This is a genomic window from Streptomyces sp. NPDC098789, from assembly GCF_044759975.1.
In the GTDB taxonomy this organism is placed as follows: Bacteria; Actinomycetota; Actinomycetes; order Streptomycetales; family Streptomycetaceae; genus Streptomyces.
This window is the reverse complement of sequence record NZ_JBIWAJ010000015.1, coordinates 56492-75742: the sequence shown is the minus strand read 5'-3', so window position 1 is coordinate 75742 and position 19251 is coordinate 56492. Positions and strand designations below refer to the sequence as shown.

Genomic DNA, 19251 nt, shown 5'->3' with positions numbered 1-19251 from the left:
CTCGCGGGGGCGGGGCCGACCAGGGCGGGGGAGCGAGATGGAGCTGGGTACGGGGCGGTCGCGCGCGGTGGGACCCGCCGGAGCGCGGCCCGGTGGGTGGGGGCCGAAACGGCTCGGGCTGACCCGGGCCGGGCTGGCGAAGGCGGGGCTGCGCTGGGTGCACCTGGTCCTCGGCGGGGCGTTACTGATGCCCTACTTCCTGCTGGCCGAGGTGGTGGTGGGGTCCGCCGAGGGCGGGGTCAACGCGCTCAACTCGTTCCCGCTGATGCTGATCTCCTATGCGGCGGCGCTGCCGCTGGTGGCCGTCAGCGGGGTGTTCCCCCTGACCAGGCCGATGTCGGTGGCCGCGGTCCGGGCCCTGTGCGGGGTGCCGGGAGAGCTGTTGGCACAGGGGCCCGGGCGGTCCTGGGCGGCGCGGGGCCGGGCCTCGGCGTGGTGGACCCTGCACCTGGGGCTCGGGGCGGTGGTGAGCGGGATGACCCTCGCGGTTCCGCCGATGGGGGTGGTGCTGATCGCCCTGCCGTTCATGACCCTGCTGGCCGACAGCACCCCGCAGGGACTCGGCTGGGCCGCCACCGGGGCCGGGGTGTACGTCGCCCCGCTGCTCGGGGTCGCCGTGCTCGGCGCGCTGGCGCTCTGCGCGGCGGGGGCCGGGGCGCTGCTGGCCCGGCTGGCGCCCGTACTGCTCGGGCCGACCGGCGCGGACCGGCTGGCCGCGGCCGAGGAGCGGGCGGCCGACCTGGCCGTGCGCAACCGACTGGCCCGGGAACTGCACGACGCGGTGGGGCACGCGCTCAGCGCGGTCACCCTCCAGGCGGGGGCGGCCCGGCGGGTGCTGGAGACGGACCCGGAGTTCGTCCGCGAGGCGCTGGCCGCGATCGAGGACACCACCCGGCGCACGGTGGGGGAGCTGGACGCGGTCCTCGGCCTGCTGCGGGAGGGCGACGGGGTGGGCGAGCGGCCCGGCGCGGCGCCCGCGCCGACCCTGGCCGCCGACCTGGAGGGGCTGCTGGCCCGCAGCCGGGCGGGGGGCGTCCGGATCACGGCCCGCCAGGATCCGGGACCCGTGGGCGACTGGGGGCAGCTGCCCGCGATCGTCTCCCGGGAGGCGTACCGGATCGTCCAGGAGGGGCTCAGCAACGCGCTGCGGCACGGTGGCGGCCCGATCGACCTCCGGCTGCGCGTCCACCGGCAGCGCGTCCATGGGCCCGGCCGCCCGCGCGGCGGTGACCACGTACACGACGGATCCCGCGAACTGGAGTTGATCATGACGAACCCCTTGGCCGAGGACACCGGGCGCGGGACCCGCACCGGTGGCGGCCTGGGACTGCGCGGCGCCGCCGAGCGGGCGGTGCTGCTCGGCGGGGTCGTGGAGGCGGGCGAGCTGGGCGGGCAGTGGCGACTGCGCGCCGTCCTGCCGCTGGGCGGTGGTCCCCGGTGAACCGCCCGCCGCTGCGCATCGTGGTCGTGGACGACGAGCGGATGGTCCGCACCGCCCTGCGGGCCATCCTCGACGCCGAGCCGGACCTGGAGGTGGTGGGCGAGGCGGCCTCCGGCGCCGAGGCCGTCTCCCTGGTCCGGGCCGAGGCTCCCGACGTGGTCCTCATGGATGTCCGGATGCCGGAGATCGACGGCATCCGGGCCACCGAGCAGATCCTCGCCACCATGGCGGAGCCGCCCCGGATCCTGGTGGTCACCACCTTCGAGAACGACTCGTACGTGTACGACGCGCTGCGTGCGGGCGCCGCCGGGTTCCTGCTCAAGCGCGCCCACGCCGAGGAGCTGATCGGCGCGGTCCGGCTGGTCGCCCGCGGCGATTCGCTGCTCTTCCCGGCAGCGGTCCGCGCGCTGGCCGCCGCCCACGACCCGGGGCCGGCCGCCGTCGCCGCCTGGGCCAAGCGGCTGACCGAGCGCGAGGCCGACGTGCTGCGGCTGATGGCGAGCGGGCTGTCGAACCACGAGATCGGCGAGCGGCTCGGCGTCGGCCCGCAGACGGTGAAGACCCACGTCGGGGCGGTCCTGGCCAAGACCGGCTCCCGGGACCGGACCCAGGCGGTCATCGCCGCCTACGAAGGGGGCTTCCTCATGAAGAAAGGCTGAGAACCCCGCCACAATCGGGGCACAGTGGAACGCCCGGGACCGCTGGTGCGTCCTTTTCAGAGATGAACAAGACGATCAGGCGCGCGTCGGTCTTCTGTCTGCTTCTGGTGCTTGCCCTGTTGGTGCGGGTCACATGGGTGCAGGCGTACCAAGGCCAGGCGCTCGCAGACGACAAGAACAACCGGCGGAACATCATCGGGCAGTACGCGAACCCGCTGGGCAACATCATCGTGGGCGGTGAGGCGATCACCGGCTCGGTGAAGACCGAGGGGAGCAAGGACTTCGCGTACAAGCGGACGTACACCGACGGCCCGCTGTACGCGCCGATCACCGGCCACACCTCCCAGGTGTACACCTCCACCATGCTGGAGGGGATCTACAAGAACATCCTGAACGGCTCGGACAACCGGCTGAAGTCGTTCATGGACATCCTCACGAACAAGCGGGCCGAGCCCGGGAACGTCCTGACGACGATCGACAAGGACGTCCAGAAGGCCGGCTTCGACGCGCTCCAGGGCAAGCAGGGCGCCGCCGTCGCGATCGACCCGGACTCCGGCGAGATCCTCGGCGTCGTGAACAACCCGACCTACGACCCGGGCAGCATCACCGGCAGCGGCAAGGACGCCGAGGCGGCCTGGGTGAAGCTCTCGGAGAACCAGGGCGCGCCCATGCTGAACACGGCGCTGCGCAAGCCCCAGGCCCCCGGGTCCACCTTCAAGCTGGTCACCCTGGCGGCGGCGCTGGAGGACGGGATGTTCAGCTCGATCGACACGCCCACGGGCATCGCGGACCCCTACACGATCCCCGGCACCACGACCCCGCTGAAGAGCGAGGTCCCGACCCCCGGCTGCAACAACGTGACCCTGCGCGACGGTCTCAAGAAGTCCTGCAACAACGTCTTCGCGGAGCTGGCCCACCGGCTCGGCCAGGACAAGATGCGGGCGATGGCGGAGAAGCTCGGCTTCAACACGGACGCCAAGATCCCGATCGGGACCACTCCGACGAGCAAGTACCCGTCGAAGAAGATGTCCAAGGACCAGGTCGCGCAGACGGGCATCGGCCAGTTCGACGTCCAGGCCACCCCGCTCCAGATGGCGATGGTGACGGCGGCGATCGAGAACGGCGGCAAGCTGGTCGCCCCGCACGTGGTCTCCGAGGTCACCGACTCCAGTGGCAACGTCCTGGAGAGCCTCAAGGACCCGAAATCCAAGCAGGTCATGAGCGAGAAGACGGCCTCGATGATCCGCGACGCGATGCGGACCGTGGTCTCCGACGGCGGTGGCAAGCCCGCGCAGGTCTCGGGCGCCGAGGTCGGCGGCAAGACCGGCACCGCCCAGCGCGGTGTGAACAACAGCCTCCCTCCGCTCGCCTGGTTCACCTCGTACGGCAAGACGAGCGGCAAGCAGATCGTGGTCGCCGTGGTCATCGAGAACTCGGACACGGACCGGTCCGAGATCGGTGGCGGGAAGCTGGCCGCGCCCGTGGCCCAGAAGATGATGGACGCGTGGCTCAAGAAGTAGCCACCGCCTGACCGCCGACCCGACCGTCGACCGCACGATCGACGTACGGAAGTACGAACGCGCCGGGAACCAGCGAGGTCCCCGGCGCGTTCTCTTTCCCATGATCAGGACCGCACTCCCCACCGATCTCGACGCGATCGCCGCCCTGCACAGCCGCGCCCGCGCCACCTACTACCGCGACCGGCTCCCCGAGGACGCCTACGCGGGCGAGGACGAGCTGGCCCGCAGCCGCGAGGGCTGGTCGCACGCCGTCGCCCGCAGCGACGGCAGCGACGGCGGCGATGGCAGCGATGGCAGCGGCGGCAAGGGTGCCGGCGGCGGCAGCGGCGGTGCCGGGGAGACCGGCGGGGTGCTCTGCGCCGAGCAGGACGGCGAGCTGACCGGGGTCGCCGCCTTCCGGACCGTGGCCGGTGAGACCACGCTCACCCAGCTGCACGTCGACCCCGCCCACTGGCGCCGCGGCACCGGCGCCGCCCTGCACGCCGCCTGCCTGGAGCGCTGGCGCCGGGCGGGCGTGCCGCGGGTCCGACTGGAGGTCTACGAGCACAACCTGCGGGCCCAGGCCTTCTACGCGGCCCACGGTTGGCGCCCCGACCCGCTCGCCCCGCGCGCCGGATCCCACCACGTCCTCTGGCTGACGGTCGGGGAATGAGGGACGGGGGGTGGGCGTTGTGCCCCTGGGACGACGGAGGGGACCCCTCCGCGCCCAGAGCCCACCCCGGACCCGGAGAGAAGAAGGATCATGCGCGTCGAGATCTGGAGCGACATCGCCTGCCCCTGGTGCTACATAGGCAAGGCCCGTTTCGAGAAGGGGCTGGCCGCCTTCGCGCACCGCGACGAGGTCGAGGTGGTCCACCGCTCCTTCGAGCTCGACCCGAACGGCGCCAAGGGCGCCGTCGCCCCCGTCGTGGAGATGCTGGCCAAGAAGTACGGCCGCACCCTCGACGAGGCGCGCGGCATGGAGGAGCACGTGGCGGCCAGTGCGCGCGCCGAGGGGCTGGAGTACCGCACCGAGGGCCGCGACCACGGCAACACCTTCGACATCCACCGCCTCCTGCACCTGGCCGCCGCCCGCGGCCGCCAGGACGAGCTGCTGGACCTCGCCTACCGGGCCAACTTCGCCGAGGAGCGGTCCGTCTTCGACTCCGGGACCCTGCTGGTGCTCGCCGTCGAGGCCGGGCTGGACGAGGCGGAGGCGGCCGCGGTGCTCGCCGATCCCACCGCCTACGCCGACGCCGTGCGCGCCGACGAGCGGGAGGCGGCCGAACTGGGCGCGAACGCCGTGCCGTTCTTCGTCCTGGACCGCCGCTTCGGGGTCTCCGGCGGGCAGCCCGCCGAGGTCTTCACCCAGGCGCTGGAGCAGGCGTGGGCCGGGCGCGAGAGCGTCGACACCTCGCCCGAGGCGCCCGCCTGCGAGCCGGACGGCGCGTGCGCGGTGCCGGACCGGGCCTGAGCCCGAGCCCGCCCCGACCCCCGGCCGTCCGGCCGAACCGGCAATGGACGGAGGGTCGTTGCTGAAGCAGAGTGGGTCCCATGGATCTTCCCGGTACTGAAGAGACCCCTGCCGATGTGACCTCTGCCGGAGCGGCGACCTCGGCCGCGCGGGCGGCGCTCGTCGCCGCGGCCCGTGCCGAGTTCGGGCACACCACCGCCTACCTCAACACCGCGACCTGCGGCGTCTTCCCGCGCGCCGCGGTGGCGGCCGTGCACGCCATGGCGGACGCGGCCGGGGCCGGGGATCCGGCCGGTTTCGGGGACCTCGCCATCGCCGGCCGGGTGCGCGAGGGCTTCGCGCGCCTGGCCGGGGTCGCGCCCTCGCGGGTGGCCCTCGGTTCGGCCGTGGCCACCCACGTCGGGCTGGTCGCCGCCGCGCTGCCCGCCGGGGCCGAGGTCCTCTGCGTCGAGGACGACTTCGCCTCGGTGATGAACCCCTTCGTGGTGCGGGGGGACCTGGCGCTGCGCTTCGTCCCCCTGGAGTCGGTCGCCGAAGCCGTCCGCGCACGGACGGCGCTGGTCGCGCTGAGCGCCGTACAGTCCGCGGACGGGCGGACGGCCGACCTCGCGGCGATCCGTGCGGCCACTGCCGCGCACGGGGCGCGGATGCTGGTGGACGCCTCGCAGACGATCGGCTGGCTGCCCTTCGACGCGACGCCCTACGACTACACCGTGACCGCCGGGTTCAAGTGGCTGCTCGCCTCGCGCGGGGTCTCGTACCTGACGGTCTCGGAGGAGGCGCAGGAGACGCTGGTCCCGCTGCACGCGGGGTGGACGGCCGCCCGACCCGGGCGCGACTCCTTCTACGGGCCGATGGTCGAACTGGCCGAGGACGCGCGGCGGTTCGACGAGTCCCCGGCCTTCCTCGCCTACCACGCGGCCGAGCCGTCGCTGGCCCTGCTGGAACGGGTCGGCATCGAGGCGGTGCACGCCCACGACACGGCGCTGGCCGACCGCTTCCGGGCCGGGCTCGCCGACCTCGGACACGAGCCCGTCCCGGGCCGCGCCCCGATCGTCTCGGTCCCGGGCCTGGCCGACCGCCAGCCCGCGCTGCTGGCGGCGGGCATTCCGACGGCCGCCCGCGCGGGCGCCCTCCGGGCCTCCTTCCACCTGTACAACACGGAGGCGGACGTGGACCGCGCCCTCGACGCCCTCTCGGACTAGGAGGCCGCGGTGGCCCCGTCCCAGGCCGTGGTGGCCGCCTTCAGGGCGCCGGTCGGCGGCACGGACAGGGCCGTGGCCAGGGCCGTCAGCGAGGCGTGCACCGCGGGGAGCGCGGCCGCCGGGCCGTAGTGGTTGACCCGGACCATCTCCTGGGCCAGCGCGCCGCCGCCCGCGGCCAGCGGGGCCTCGGGGTCGGCGGCGAGGGCCCGCGCCACCACCGCCGAGGCCTCCGGCACGCGCAGGGTGGTGGCCACCGGGGCCGCGTCCGCCGCGTCGACGACGTACGGCGCCACCCCCAGCTCGACCGCTCCCGCCCGGGTCGCCGCCGCGGCCGCCGCGTGGCGGGCCATCAGGGCCGCCGGGCCCTCCTCGGCGATCCGGGCCAGGCAGGCCTCCAGCGCGAGCATCTCCAGCTGCGCGGGAGCGTGCAGCAGCGTCCTGCGCCCGCCGTCGATCCAGCGCTCCTTCCAGTCCAGGAGGGAGAGGTAGGAGCGGCGCGGCGCCGACGCGTTCCCGGCGAACCGTTCCCACGCGCGCTGCGAGACCGACACGGCCGACACGCCGGCCGGGCCGCCCATCGCCTTCTGCGCCCCGATCACGCACAGGTCCACGCCCCACGCGTCCGGCAGCAGCGGCTCCGCGCCCACCGACGCCACCGCGTCGAGCATGAACAGCGCGCCGTGCGCCCGGACGACCTCGCCGATCTCCGCGACCGGGTTGGTGTTCCCGGTCGCCGCTTCCGCGTGCACCAGCGAGACGAAGTCGATCTCCGGGTGCGCGGCCAGCGCCCGCGCGACCTGCGCCGCGCTCACGGCGGTGTCGAAGGGCACGGCCAGGTCCACCACCGTCGCGCCGCAGTCCCGCAGCCAGTTGCCGAAGGTGGTCCCGTACGGGCCCGTCACGATGTTCAGCGCCGTCGAACCGGGCCGCGCGCCGGAGCGGATGCAGCCCTCCAGCGGGAGCAGCGCCTCGCCCTGGGTGATCACCACGTCCTGGCGGGTGGAGAGGAGGTCCGCGACCCCCCGTTCGATCGACGCGAACCGCTCCGCGGTCAGCGGCGGCAGGTCAAGGAGGGGGTGGGGCGCAGTGCTGGTCACCGAGGTGCTCTCTTCGTTCGAGGGTACGGACAGAGCGTACCGAGCGGGTGGCTACAGTGCGGCCATGAGCGATGTGCTGCACGTGAAGGGGCGGGTGCTCGTCGGACCGGACGAGGTCCGCGACGAGTTGTGGGTCGTCGGTGGCCGGATCTCGTACGAGCGCCCGCGCGCCGGGGCGGGCGCGCACGAGGTCACCACCGTGACCGGTTGGGTGCTGCCGGGGCTGGTCGACGCGCACTGCCACGTGGGCCTGGACGCCCACGGCCCCGTCGACGACGCGACCAGCGAGAAGCAGGCACTGGCCGACCGGGAGGCGGGCACCCTGCTGCTCCGGGACGCCGGTTCGCCCTCCGACACCCGCTGGATCGACGCGCGCGAGGACCTGCCCGAGGTGATCCGCGCCGGCCGGCACATCGCCCGCACCCGTCGCTACATCCGCAACTACGCGCACGAGATCGAGCCCGCCGACCTCGTCGAGTACGTCGGCCGCGAGGCGCGGCGCGGCGACGGCTGGGTGAAGCTGGTCGGCGACTGGATCGACCGCGAGGTGGGCGACCTGACGGCCTGTTGGCCGCGCGCCGAGGTCGAGGCGGCGATCGCCGAGGCGCACCGGCTCGGGGCCCGGGTGACCGCCCACTGCTTCGCCGAGGACTCGCTGCGCGACCTCGTGGAGGCGGGCATCGACTGCGTCGAGCACGCCACCGGCCTGACCGAGGACACCATTCCGCTCTTCGCCGAGCGCGGGGTGGCGATCGTGCCGACGCTGGTGAACATCGCGACCTTCCCGAAGCTGGCGACGGGCGGCGAGGCCAAGTTCCCCCGCTGGTCGGCCCATCTGCGGCGGCTGCACGAGCGGCGCTACGACACGGTGCGCTCGGCGTACGACGCGGGCGTGCCGGTCTACGTCGGTACGGACGCGGGCGGTTCGCTGCCGCACGGGCTGGTCGCCGCCGAGGTGGCCGAGCTGGTGAAGGCCGGGATCCCGGCGTCGGCCGCGCTGTCGGCGACGACGTGGGGGGCCCGTGCGTGGCTGGGGCGCCCCGGTCTGGAGGAGGGCGCCCGGGCGGACCTGGTGGTCTACGGCGAGGACCCGCGGGCGGACGTGTCCGTGCTGGCCGACCCGCGCCGGGTGGTGCTGGCGGGGCGGATCCGGGGCTGAGCGCGTGGAGTTGACCGGGGCGTGACACGGTCGTGCGTCCGGTCGTTAGGTGTGGCCGAAACCTGTGGACCATGAGGTTTCGGCGCACCTCCGTGCCGCGTGAGGCGCACTCCCGTGCCATCAGAATCGAATATGTGCGTGGAAACCACCCTTTGGGGTGAACTCACGTCAGGTCGTCACGCGTTCACTCTCCGTGCGTAAAGATTCCGGGGTCCAGGCCGTCGGCGCGCGCGATGTCCCCCATTGGCGGCGCGACGGCTCCCACCTCCCTGGGGGTTCCACCACCTTGAACAGCAACACCTTCCGCATGCCCGCGGCCGCCCTGCTCGCCGCCGGAGCGGTCGCCCTGCTCACCGCACCCGCCGCCCACGCCACGGGCGGCTCCGGAGCCGCGGGCACGGGCAGCGCGGGCGGCTCCGGCAAGGCCGGCGCCGCCGTCCTGCGCGCCGGGCTCGACGTGGGCCTGCTCAACAAGACCGTCCACGTACCGCTCACGGCCACCTTGAACGAGGTCAGCGCGCCCGCCGACGCCGCGAAGACCGCCCTGACCGTCACCCTCGACGGGGTCGACAAGGGGCAGCCGGTGAACGTCCTGCGCGCCGACGTCGCGACCTCGAAGGCGACGGCGGACAGGACCGGGGCGCGGGCCGAGGCGAACCTGGTCCACGCCAAGGTCCACGTCCCCGGACTGCCCGCGCTCTCCCTGATCGAGGTGGAGAAGGTCACCTCGAAGGCCGTGTGCGAGCCGGGGAAGAAGCCGGTGGCCAGCTCCAACGTGCTCGGCACGGTGACCGCGCTCGGCAAGAGGATCACCCTCTCCGCGGGCGGCCCGACCAGGATCGCCGTCCCGGGCGTGGGCGAGGTCGACATGGAGCTCTCCGGTACGCAGACCACCTCGACCACCGCCGCGGCCGCCGCCCTGCGGCTCAAGGTGTCGGTGAACCCCGGCAACCTCAACGTCGCCCAGGTGACCGGCGAGGTGGTCCTGGCCGAGGCGCACTGCGAGGGTCCCGGCGGCATCGCGCCGTCGCCCTCCACCGCGCCCTCGACGCAGGTCTCCGCGAAGCCGGCCGCCGTCGCGGACGTCAAGCCCCAGTCCGCCGGTGACCAGGCCAACCTGGCGGAGACCGGGGCCGGTTCGGTCACCCCGTACGTGACGGGCGGCGCGCTGCTGCTGCTCGGCATGGGCGCCGCGGCCCTCGTCGTGACCCGCGGCCGGGGCCGCGGCCGGATCCAGTAGGCAGCGCCGAGCCGAGCCGCTAGCGGGTGGCGTGCGTCAGACCCTGTTCGCCGGCCCCGCGCGACAGCACGGCCTCCGTCACCTGCCGGTCGACGGCCGCGTACTCCGCCCGCTTCGCGGCGCCCAGAGCGGCGTCCGAGGCGGCGCAGGCGGCGCACACCACGCGGAACGGCGGGGTCATGTCCGAGTACTCGGTGAGGAACTCGGCCTTCGTCACCTCCCAGCGGCCCGGCCGCTCGGTCGACGGGGTGAAGGTGAAGCGCGGGATCGAGCCCATGTTGCCGCGCTTCATCTCCGGCGGCACGAAGCTGGCGACCTGGTCGCCCATCCCGTAGACCACCCAAGTAGTTAGTACACGGGTAACCCTATATTGACCAGCGGAAACCTCCGGGCACGGAAGGGCCCCGGCCAGCACTCGCGGAGGAGTGGCAGCCAGGGCCCTTTGTGGTCCGTCTCAGAGTCCCCTTACGGGTACCCAGTTGCCGGGCCGGTCGAGCCACACGCACTCGCCGTCGTCGTCCACGGTGAGCCCGAACCGGTCGAAGCCCGGACGGTCCCGAGCGACCCACCAGCGGAACGCCGTCTCCAGCTCATCCCAGAGCCGCCGGGGACCGTGCTGCACCACCGGGAAGGATGTGTGACCGGGCCGGTATTCCGCTGTCGCCCACGCCGTTACGCCCGTGTCCATGAGCCGCAACCGGTACGCCTCGCCGTCCAGGTTCTCGACCCGACAGAACAGGTCGGGTACCTGCACCCCGATGGCGAACATGTGAACCCAGTCGCCGACGTCGTCCGGGGACAGTGTGGTGTCCGAGTGCACGTCCTCGCCGGGGATTGCCTCCCCGTCCGTGAACGCGCTCGTCGGCGGTAGCTGCTTGCGCTGGTGACTCATCCGCATGAACGCCGATGACGCGACGAACGGGCCGCTCGCCGTGCCGTCCTCAGCGACCGTGAGACGCGCTACCGCCTCACCGCCGTACGTCGGCCCCCACGGGGTCACGATGACGCCCCCAGTGACCGTCTGTTCCCTCCAGGCGGCCGGGACGCTGCCGACTGAACAGGTGGCGATCCACCGGTCGTAGGGGGCGCGGTCGGCGTACCCCTCGGCCCCGTCGCCGGTGACGACCAGCGGAGCGAGTCCGGCCGCCGCCAGGCGGTTGCGCGCGTCGGCGGCCGTGCCGGGGTCCAGCTCGATGGAGACGACGTTCTCGCCGCCGAGCTGCCAGGCCATGAGCCCCGCGTTCCACCCCGTGCCCGCGCCGACTTCCGCGACCTTGTGGCCGCGCCGGGCGTCCAGCACGCGAAGCATCGTGAACACCATCTTCGGCATGGAATTGGAGCTTGTCGGCGTGCGGCCCTTCTTCGGGCCGGTGTACGCGCCGCCGTCCCACTGGGTGGTGATCGGCGCGTCACGGTAGACGGCCTTCCACCACAGTTCGGGGTGTTCGGTCATGGTCACGCGGTCGTCCTGGCGGTTCATGCCCGCCTGCCCCGGCCAGATGGTTTCGGGGACGAACAGGTGACGCGGTACCGCCTCGTAGGCGGGGAGCCATTCAGGTGTGAGCGCGCCCGACTCCAAGAGCACGGAGGCGAGCCCCTTAGAGCCCGCCTCCTTCAGTTCGTGCGCGGTCACTTGCCGTCCGTCGGCTGCGAGCCGTCCGACGTGTTGCCGCCCTCGTCGGAGCCGCCCCCGCCGTGCTTGTTGCCGCTGTCGCTGTCGTCCTGCGGGTTCCCGCCGTCGGCCTCGGTGATCCACCAAGCCTTCATTGCAGTACCTCCTTTGAGCGCCCGTCAGCCTTGGGACCTTAGTCCAGCCGGCCGGAGGGCCTTTGGTCCCTCAACCCGTATGAGTCAAGGGAGTTGTACTCCGCCCCTGCCCGGTGGGGTCTGACAGGCAGGGACGGGAATCCGGGGAAGGGTTACAGGGCCTCTCGCGTCGGTGCGCCATGCGCTTCGACGCGGGCAGCTCGGCGGGCCTGCGCGTCCCTGACTACCTCGTCGCACGTCCGGAGCTCACGGGCCCGGAATAGAATCCAGGCGCGTATCCGGCGCTCCTCGAACGTCAGAGCTCGAAGCATCGAACGACCCCTATCGCGTGACTGGCACTCAGGTGGATCTGCAACACGACGTTGCAGTCGGACACCTTGGACTTGTCGCCAACGGCCCGTGCCGCGCGCCGGGCCCGCTCGATCCGCTCGCAGTCGCCGAACTCGCAGTCGGGTACGCCCATGGGCTCCACTACGCCGCCACGTAGAGGCAGGTCGACGGCGAGCGGGAGCGGGGCGGGAGTCGTGGGTGCCATGACTACAGCCCGATGGGGGTGTTGAGCAGGCGAGCCCGCGCGAGCTCCGCCGAGTCGGGGTCTCGTAGATCGTCGAGGTCGGCGACCCACTCAACCCCACCGCCGGGCGGCCGGAGCCACACGGTTCCAGTCGGGTCTTGCTCGACTACCGCGCCGAGCTTGCCCGAGCCATCCACCTTGTACCTGGTCTCACACATGACGCCTCGCCGTCCGTCGCTTCGTCGCCTGTTTGACGACGGTAGAGACGGGCGAGAGGCAACGACTAGGCATTTCTACAGAGTTCTATGCCGGTTCCAGCGCGTCAGCGGCTGCGGTGACCAGCGCGCGAGCCTCCGCCCCATAGACGGCCAGCTTGGCGTACTCGCCGAAGGCCTTCAGGTACTGGCGCACTTCAGTCGGGGCTGTCACGTTCACCTGAGCCGTAAGCAGCTCGACTTGGGCCTGTTCCTCGTCGTAGACACTGAACGTCTCGATCACCCACATACGGCGGTCGGAGCTGAAGGGGATTACCCCGAAGGAGACGCGCGGATACGACATCACGGTCAGCAGGTGGTCGAGCTGCCCGGCCATTGTGTCCACGTCGCCAACACGGTGCCGCAGGGCAGCCTCCTCGACCAACAGGGAGAACCTGTGGTTCCCCTCCCGGATCACGCGGGAGCGCTCCAGTCGGGCCGCCACAGCTTCCTCAATGTCGTTGCGGGTACCCCTGAACTCGGAGATGGATGACAGCAGTGCGGCGACGTAGGGGCCCGTCTGAAGGAGTCCCGGAATGACGTTGGAGCTGTAGACCCGGAACGTCCTGGTGCGCTCGAACAGAGGCACGTACGACTCTTGGAGCCGACGCATACCCGTTCGCTGCAACCGCCGCCACTCCACGTATGCGTTCTCGGCCGTCCGGGATGCGGCGATGACATCGGCCGCCTGGTCTTCTGCCTCGCAGGCGCGGCACCACGCCCGAATGTCGTCATCACTCGGGGGCGTGGTGCCGCTTTGGAGCCGCGACACCTTGGACGCATACCAGCCCGTCCGCCCTGCCACGTCCTTGACTTGCAGGCCAGCATCCCGGCGGATCTCGCGCAGCATGTCGGCGACACGTTTGCGGGCCGCCTCAGCGCTGGTGGATGGTGATCCGGTCATGTGCTGGTCGGACCTTCAGATCCTGTACTCCTCGTGGGGCGTGGCCCGTTCCCATACCGCTTCGAAGGCGTCAGCGCAGAGCTTGGCCACGTGTGGCTCGTCGGTCACGTCGTCGCCGAGGTATGTGCCCTCACCCGAGAAGTACCCGAAGCGGACTAGCTGACCATCGAACGCCCAGTAATCGTTGCCAGGCAGCGCGAGGTCAGATGCCTTCCGGCGCGGTAGCCAGCGGATTTGTTCGCCCGCCGCCACGTTGGTGAACGTCCCGTCGTACAGGTAGCGGGTGTAGTCGCTGACCGGTTCGGAGACGATCCGGGCCCGGCGGATGACGACCCCACGGGCCACGGTCTCAGCGACCATGTCGAGCCAGGGCCGCCACCACGTCGAGCGGTCGGCACTCGGGTCCGGCCGATGACCAGCCGTCCACGCCGCAACGCGCGGAGCCTCGTCGGGATCGTCGTAGTGATCCCTCATCTCAAGGTGTACTGCGGACCGCTGACAGCCAGCCAGCAGCTCACCGAACGGCGGCGCGCTCCGCCACATCACAAGCCTCCCTCAGAGCACGGATCATCCGGAACGGAATCCGCACCACACCTTCGCCGTCGGGGATGGGACCCGTCTCCAGACACTTGGCCAGCATGGCCTCATCCGGGTTCCAGCCCTGCACCAGGATCTCTTGCCGTACGTCCTCGACCCACACCGTTGGGCAGTTCGCCCCGTCGGTGTTCGGATCCCTAGCGATAAAGACTAGGCCCATGACTGCCTCCCGTGCGCTGCCGCTTCTATATCGTTCTACGACCATCACCCTCACGTGATCACTCGTCAAGAGTGCTTCCAGCCGGGCCAGTACAAGCCCGCGGAGGGACCTTGGCCCCGTGGCCGGCGGGGACCTTGGTCCCGAACGAAGAAAGGCCCCGTCCATTCCAGTGAGGAACGGACGGGGCCTTGGTGCTCATGGAGCGGGCTGCACGCGTCGGCGGGCGGTGTACGGACGGTGCCAGATGCCCGCCGCGTCCTGCCGCATGCCCAGGGTGGCCGGGTCGACGCAGTGCCGGTCTCCGGGGCCGCCCTGGCGGTGCATGTCGCCCGCACGGGTTCCGCCGAAGGAGCGGTGACAGTTCGGGCAATGCTCTCGGCTCGCACCGGTCCACGACTGCCCGCACGCGGGATGGGTAATGATCACTTTTCAGCTCCTGGTGCCGGGGCGGCTCTGTCGCGGCCTGTCGGCCGGGGTCTGGGGTGATTACCGAAGGAAGGGGCGAGAGACCGCGTACGGGCTCAGGCGGCAACGGGAAACGGCAAGCGCGTGGCGGGTCTCCACGCGTGCGCGTCGCGCGCCCGCGCCGCCCGTGCACCCGCGCGTGGCAACCCCGGATGCCGGGGGCCAGATTGGGTCAAACTCACAGGCCACAGCGGGTGACGGCGGCCGGAGACGAAATGTCCCAGACCCGTACACGCCCGCTCGTGCTATTGGCCCCCGGGCGTGGAGAGGGATCCGAAGGGAGTACCCCGCCACCCTCTGTGACGACTCCGTGAACTAGGTCGCGCGTTTCAACACGCTGCGGAGGCACCCAGGTTGCACCTCATCAACACAGTTGATGTTGTGTCACTTCAGCTCGACTCGACGCGTCGGCGCGATTCAAGCTTTGACGTACGCGGCCATCAGTTCATGGAAAGCGACCTTCGCATCGTCTCCGAACCGCCGATTCGCATCCAACTCGTTGGACAGCCACAACATTTGATCCTCATCGCGCCCAGCATCTCGCCCCATTGCAGCACCGCCCGCCGCCAGGGCCTTGGCTATACGCTCCCAGTCACGACAGTTGCACGAGCAGTGGGGTCTACGACGCCACGAACTGCGACTCACCCGGAACTCCCGAGTGCGCTCACGCTCGCAACTCGCGCGCCGACAAACTGTGTTCCAGCCATCCAAGTGTTTCACTGAAGTATCTCCCACCCCCCATTCCAGCCCCCCGCCATTCGCCGGTCAGGCATTCACGGGGGGGGTGTACTTGATATCGAGTACGAATATCAAGCTGCGGCCTTAAATGCCACACAGCGATCCGCGTCAATGAGAGTCGACCCAGAGTATGCCTTCACCATCGAGACATCAGAATGCACCGACTGGTCCCAAGCCTTGGTCTGGAGGAATGCATAACCATCCTTGGATACCGACTGAGCGAATGCGACACCGTCAGGCACACCCGGAGCCATTACAGCGAGCGCGAAGGCTTCGGGAACGAATGCGACGGCACCCCCCTTGATCTCGTTCGACTCAACGATAGTAAACCCATATACGCTGGCAATCTGCCCATTGCGAAGGGTAGTTGCATCGCCAGAGCGGTCAGCATCGCGCAGCTCCGGAGACTTCCGGAGCATGTTCGAGATCTCAGGCGAGACGGCGAGGAATCGGTTAGTCGTCGGTACGTCCTTCTGAGGCAGCGCCATCGCTGCATCCGAGATCCAGTCCAGGGGCTTCGCCTTGTCGATGCTCTCCTTGGATCCCGCAATCTGGGCATTCATCGGCTTGGCGGTGCAGCGCTCCAGGGCGCGGGCAACGCCGTCCACCTGAGGGCCAAAGACCTGCACGGCGAAGTCCCTGATATCCAGGGTTGCTTCCTGCTGGGTAATCGGGACGGAGCTGTAAGGGCTCTCGGTGATCTCCAGGGTAACGAGGCGCTCACTGGCAGCCGACTTCTCGTCAGTTCCCTTGAAGTCCTTGGCTTCAATTCGCTGCGGTACAGGGATAGTTACCTTCGTGCCGCTGCCCCCTCCGAAACTCGTCTCCGCCTTGCGGAATACGAGGGGGGCCAGGACACCGGCCTGCGCGAGGTAGGTAACGCCAGTCTCTGCGATTCGGGATTCAGTGCCGAAGGTGTTGTTGGTGGTCTGCATGATGCAGTCTCCTTACTGGGTGGTCACTTGGGGGAAAGTCGGGCGGCCATCGCCTTGGCGAGCTTCAGCGGGTCCAGGGATTCAATCCCGGAGGCCGCCTCTTGGCCAGTCTTGATGTGCGCCACTGGCCGCGCTGGAATGCGCCTAAGGGCGTGCGTCGACAGCAGTTCTGCCAGCCTCACGGCATTCGTGTTCAGCTCGTCCGCTGTCTCTCCCGCAAGGAGCGAAACGGCATTCAGGGAGAGGCCGTTGGAGATTCCAGCTCGGAGCTTGGCAAGCTCCAGAGAGTCGCCCTTGAGCCGCGTCGGGGAGCCTTCGGCCCTCTCTTCGCGCTTGGCTGTGTTCTGTTCAGTCATTTCTTCCACGGCGGCTTCAAGAGCAGCAGTCGACTGCTGACTTCCAGCTTCAGGAGACATGCCCGGCCCCCTTCTGAACTCGCCGGATACCGGTAACGAGCTGGTCGATCTCCACAGCCTGACGTGCGTCAGCGTCGGTGCTGATGATGTGCGCGGAGGCGTTCCGGCGACGGGCCATCTCAGCGCCGAAGAGCGCCGCATACACATCTGTGTTGTCCTCCCCCTGTCGGAGCAGAGAGCTGAACGGAACATGGAGTGCGGCGGCGATCCGTACGAACTTGTCGACGGAAGGGACTGCTTCACCGGCCTCGTAGCGGAACGTGGAGCGTTCTGATACGCCAGCCCGCTTGGCAAGTTCAGCGACGGTCATTCCTAGCTTGATCCGTCGCGCTCGCGACTTCTCAGGGTCATACATGAGGGGCACCTCCTTGGTGCGTGGAGTGACCTGCCAGATGTGGCAGGTATGGGGCAAAAAAAGGACCCGCATGACCCCGAGGAGAGAGGTCGGGGGTACCCGCGCGGGTCGGCAGAAACCTGAATCGAGTTGGGTGCGCGTGAGCCCCATCTGTTGCCTGGTCGCGGGCCTCGGCCGGCGTAGGCTCTGGTTCAACAGATCCGCAGGTCAGCGCACCTATGCCTGACGGGGCATCGACGTGCGGATCTTTGCCGCCCTAGCGCACGAGTCCCCCAACTCGGCTCAGCGGAAGCCGTTGAGGGGAGAGGCGGCCCACTGAGAGTGGCTCCAGACGGAGCGGGTACCACCGGCATGCCCTCAGCCACTTGTGGCAGGCACTGCACTTTCCCTCACATATGTAAGTTGCAGGTTCGTGACAAGGGGCCGACAGCGGCCGGAGTGCCGCACAGTGCCGTAAGTGCCGTTTAGACCCCTCTTTCTGGTATCCCTAGGGAATCTCTAAGGAATACCAAAAACACCCCTCTAAACGGCACTTACGGCACTGTCTGGCACTGCGTCACAGGTCAGAGCGTTGCCCGTTTCGCTGTTTCACGGCCGTCGGGGCGTGTTCGCCGTCGGCCGGTCGGCGTCGGCGCGCGAAAACCCCCGCCGGGCGTCTTGTGACGTCTGACGGGGGTGGCGGAGATAACAGTCAATTGGGCCTCACGCGGCCAGCGAGGCCCGCTTACCTGCCTTGCGGCTCTTCACGTTCGACAGCTTGGCCAGGAGAGACGCGGGCACGGTGTCGCCGTGCCAATACATGGTCGCCCGCTGGTCCACGTCGACAGGCTCCCACCGGTTCGGAGGCTTGCCCTCCCACCGACGGATAACGACGAACCGCACGCCAAGTTGGAGGAGTTCGCGTCGCTCATCCGGCGTCGAGCTGTCCCACTTAGCGCGGAGGAGGTGTTCATTGCCTATCCACGGGACGACAGGGCGGCTGCCTCCGAATTTGGCGACCCTCAGCCGGTTCTCTGCCACGTTCGCCGTCGCCGTCTGCATGGATGAGGCGAACATGGCCACCGCATCGCCGTCGTACGCCCCGGCGTCGAATGCCGCTTGCAGGCGGTCACGGGCCGCCTCGGCTGCTTTCAGCGAGGCGCGGGCCTTCTTCTCCGCCTCGGTCTCTTCCGGCCGCTGGTGGGCGCTCCAGAGCTTCGTAATGGTCATCATCAGCTCTATGTCGGGCTCATCAGGATCGGACGCGTCGATGTTCTCGACCCGGGCTATAAACCGGTCGCGCGCCCACTCGTCCAAGAGCCGCGCATCGAGCCGTGCGGGCCTCGGACAGCTGCCGGGGTCGTTCTTGTGGAGGGAACATGTGTAACCGCTACCTGAGAGCGTCACGGCCCCCATGCAGCCCTCGCAGCGGGTCGCGCCGGACATCTGGTGCTTGGCGCGGCCCGCCGCCGTCTGCGCGGGCATGGCAGCGCCACTTGTCGGCGACGTGTTGCCAGTGATGCGGGCCCGTGCGCGAGCCAGCTTCTCGGGGTCGGTGACAATCGGCTCGTCGGTGACGCTGACACGTTCCCCGGCCCGGTTGAAGTATTCAAGCGGCTTGTTGCCTGTAGCGCTGGTCACCACCTGCCATCCCTCGTAGACGGGGTGGAAGATGATCCGGTGGACGGCGGCGGCGCTCCAGCGTCCTCCGCGTGCGGCTGGGATTCCGTCGCCGTTCAGCCTGGAGACGATGGCGCGGGTCGATGCGTGTTCGTGGTCGGCGGCCTCCTCGATGATGCGGTCAATGACCTCCCACCGGGGAGCCTCAGATCCCGGGAACGGGGCCGTGTTCCTGAGCAGCTTTCGACCGGGGCCCACGACGTACCCGTCAGGGGCCCGTGAAAGCCACATGCCCGCGTCGCGCTGCGTGCGCTTGGTTGCGCCGACCGAGTCAGCCAGGAAAACGGAGTATTCGCGGGCCTGCTCGGCGTAGTCGATGATCCGGCGGCGGTCGCGCTCCTCCATGGAGTCCAACCGGTCAAGCCAGAAGATCACTCGTACCTTGCCGATGACCCGCAGCAGGTCGTCTGCGCCCTTGCGGCTGAACCGGTCGAGCCGGTAGCACCACAGGACGTTGATCCGGCCGTCGGCAAGAGCGGCCAGGGCGGTTTCGAAGTCGTCGCGCTCGCGGTCCTTGAACGCTGAGCCGAGTTCCGACCACACGTATTCCTGGGGGACGACTGCGCCGTCTTGCTCGGCCTCGCGTCGGCCGGTGGTTATCTGCGCTTCCGTACTCAGTTCCCGGCGGTGGTTGCCCTCACCGTAGACCTTTGATTTACGCGCCAGAATCCCCCATATCTGACGCTTGCCCGCTATGCCCACGGGGTCCATTT

Annotated in this window: 20 protein-coding genes; 8 read left to right on the top strand and 12 right to left on the bottom strand. The window is 70.0% G+C overall.

The features are described from left to right. The first annotated feature begins 37 nt into the window (after positions 1–37). The 6 genes from ACIQWR_RS27445 to ACIQWR_RS27420 all read left to right on the top strand — a co-directional run bounded on the left by ACIQWR_RS27445 (position 38) and on the right by ACIQWR_RS27420 (position 6278). Positions 38–1441, top strand: coding sequence for a sensor histidine kinase (locus ACIQWR_RS27445; protein ID WP_404014711.1), 1404 nt, complete (start codon positions 38–40; stop codon positions 1439–1441). After that, positions 1438–2100: a response regulator gene (locus ACIQWR_RS27440; RefSeq protein ID WP_404014708.1), complete on the top strand. Its 663-nt coding sequence runs from the start codon at positions 1438–1440 to the stop codon at positions 2098–2100. Before ACIQWR_RS27445 ends, ACIQWR_RS27440 begins: the two co-directional genes overlap by 4 nt. Positions 2101–2162: 62 nt before the next feature. Continuing rightward, positions 2163–3620 carry a peptidoglycan D,D-transpeptidase FtsI family protein gene (locus ACIQWR_RS27435; RefSeq protein ID WP_404014706.1) on the top strand — a complete coding sequence of 486 codons (1458 nt, stop codon included), beginning with the start codon at positions 2163–2165 and terminating at the stop codon, positions 3618–3620. 100 nt (positions 3621–3720) lie between these two features. Then, on the top strand, positions 3721–4272 hold the full coding sequence (locus ACIQWR_RS27430) for a GNAT family N-acetyltransferase (protein WP_404014703.1): 552 nt from the start codon (positions 3721–3723) through the stop codon (positions 4270–4272). Between the two features lie 90 nt (positions 4273–4362). Further along, the gene (locus ACIQWR_RS27425) at positions 4363–5073 is read left to right on the top strand and encodes a DsbA family oxidoreductase (RefSeq protein ID WP_404014701.1); all 711 of its coding nucleotides are present in this window, start codon (positions 4363–4365) and stop codon (positions 5071–5073) included. A 116-nt stretch (positions 5074–5189) separates the two neighbouring features. Next, positions 5190–6278 (top strand): aminotransferase class V-fold PLP-dependent enzyme, encoded by a 1089-nt coding sequence (locus ACIQWR_RS27420; protein ID WP_404014699.1) that lies wholly within the window; start codon positions 5190–5192, stop codon positions 6276–6278. On the opposite strand, the gene ACIQWR_RS27415 is transcribed toward ACIQWR_RS27420, so the two are convergent. Next, positions 6275–7375: an aminotransferase class V-fold PLP-dependent enzyme gene (locus tag ACIQWR_RS27415; protein ID WP_404014697.1), complete on the bottom strand. Its 1101-nt coding sequence runs from the start codon at positions 7373–7375 to the stop codon at positions 6275–6277. The genes ACIQWR_RS27420 and ACIQWR_RS27415 overlap by 4 nt on opposite strands. 64 nt (positions 7376–7439) lie before the next feature. Between ACIQWR_RS27415 and ACIQWR_RS27410 the strand changes: the two genes are divergently transcribed. Continuing rightward, positions 7440–8534: an amidohydrolase family protein gene (locus tag ACIQWR_RS27410; RefSeq protein ID WP_404014695.1), complete on the top strand. Its 1095-nt coding sequence runs from the start codon at positions 7440–7442 to the stop codon at positions 8532–8534. A 286-nt stretch (positions 8535–8820) separates the two neighbouring features. Then, positions 8821–9774 (top strand): SCO1860 family LAETG-anchored protein, encoded by a 954-nt coding sequence (locus tag ACIQWR_RS27405; protein WP_404014693.1) that lies wholly within the window; start codon positions 8821–8823, stop codon positions 9772–9774. Positions 9775–9793: 19 nt separating this feature from the next. Here the strand turns inward: ACIQWR_RS27405 and ACIQWR_RS27400 are convergent, their stop codons facing one another. The 11 genes from ACIQWR_RS27400 to ACIQWR_RS27350 all read right to left on the bottom strand — a co-directional run bounded on the left by ACIQWR_RS27400 (position 9794) and on the right by ACIQWR_RS27350 (position 19249). Next, positions 9794–10102, bottom strand: coding sequence for a hypothetical protein (locus ACIQWR_RS27400; RefSeq protein WP_404014690.1), 309 nt, complete (start codon positions 10100–10102; stop codon positions 9794–9796). 126 nt (positions 10103–10228) lie between these two features. Next, positions 10229–11407, bottom strand: coding sequence for a protein-L-isoaspartate(D-aspartate) O-methyltransferase (locus ACIQWR_RS27395; RefSeq protein ID WP_404014687.1), 1179 nt, complete (start codon positions 11405–11407; stop codon positions 10229–10231). Next, entirely contained in the window at positions 11404–11541 is a 138-nt protein-coding gene (locus tag ACIQWR_RS27390; RefSeq protein ID WP_404014684.1) for a hypothetical protein, read from the bottom strand. The genes ACIQWR_RS27395 and ACIQWR_RS27390 overlap by 4 nt, the downstream gene beginning before the upstream one ends. Before the next feature lie 295 nt (positions 11542–11836). Continuing rightward, the gene (locus ACIQWR_RS27385; protein ID WP_404014681.1) at positions 11837–12076 is read right to left on the bottom strand and encodes a hypothetical protein; all 240 of its coding nucleotides are present in this window, start codon (positions 12074–12076) and stop codon (positions 11837–11839) included. 282 nt (positions 12077–12358) lie between these two features. Continuing rightward, positions 12359–13213 (bottom strand): helix-turn-helix domain-containing protein, encoded by an 855-nt coding sequence (locus tag ACIQWR_RS27380; RefSeq protein WP_404014678.1) that lies wholly within the window; start codon positions 13211–13213, stop codon positions 12359–12361. Between the two features lie 15 nt (positions 13214–13228). Beyond that, entirely contained in the window at positions 13229–13756 is a 528-nt protein-coding gene (locus ACIQWR_RS27375; protein WP_404014676.1) for a DUF6879 family protein, read from the bottom strand. After that, entirely contained in the window at positions 13728–14015 is a 288-nt protein-coding gene (locus ACIQWR_RS27370; protein WP_404015046.1) for a hypothetical protein, read from the bottom strand. The genes ACIQWR_RS27375 and ACIQWR_RS27370 overlap by 29 nt, the downstream gene beginning before the upstream one ends. 1229 nt (positions 14016–15244) lie before the next feature. Further along, positions 15245–16108, bottom strand: a complete 864-nt coding sequence (locus tag ACIQWR_RS27365; RefSeq protein ID WP_404014674.1) for a P22 phage major capsid protein family protein — start codon at positions 16106–16108, stop codon at positions 15245–15247. A 23-nt stretch (positions 16109–16131) separates the two neighbouring features. Next, positions 16132–16524, bottom strand: coding sequence for a hypothetical protein (locus ACIQWR_RS27360; RefSeq protein WP_404014671.1), 393 nt, complete (start codon positions 16522–16524; stop codon positions 16132–16134). Then, complete coding sequence (locus ACIQWR_RS27355; protein WP_404014668.1) at positions 16514–16879, bottom strand: helix-turn-helix domain-containing protein; 366 nt, start codon at positions 16877–16879, stop codon at positions 16514–16516. Before ACIQWR_RS27355 ends, ACIQWR_RS27360 begins: the two co-directional genes overlap by 11 nt. A 702-nt stretch (positions 16880–17581) precedes the next feature. Beyond that, a complete protein-coding gene (locus ACIQWR_RS27350; protein WP_404014665.1) occupies positions 17582–19249 on the bottom strand; it encodes a recombinase family protein in 1668 nt (555 codons plus the stop codon). Positions 19250–19251: the final 2 nt, after the last annotated feature.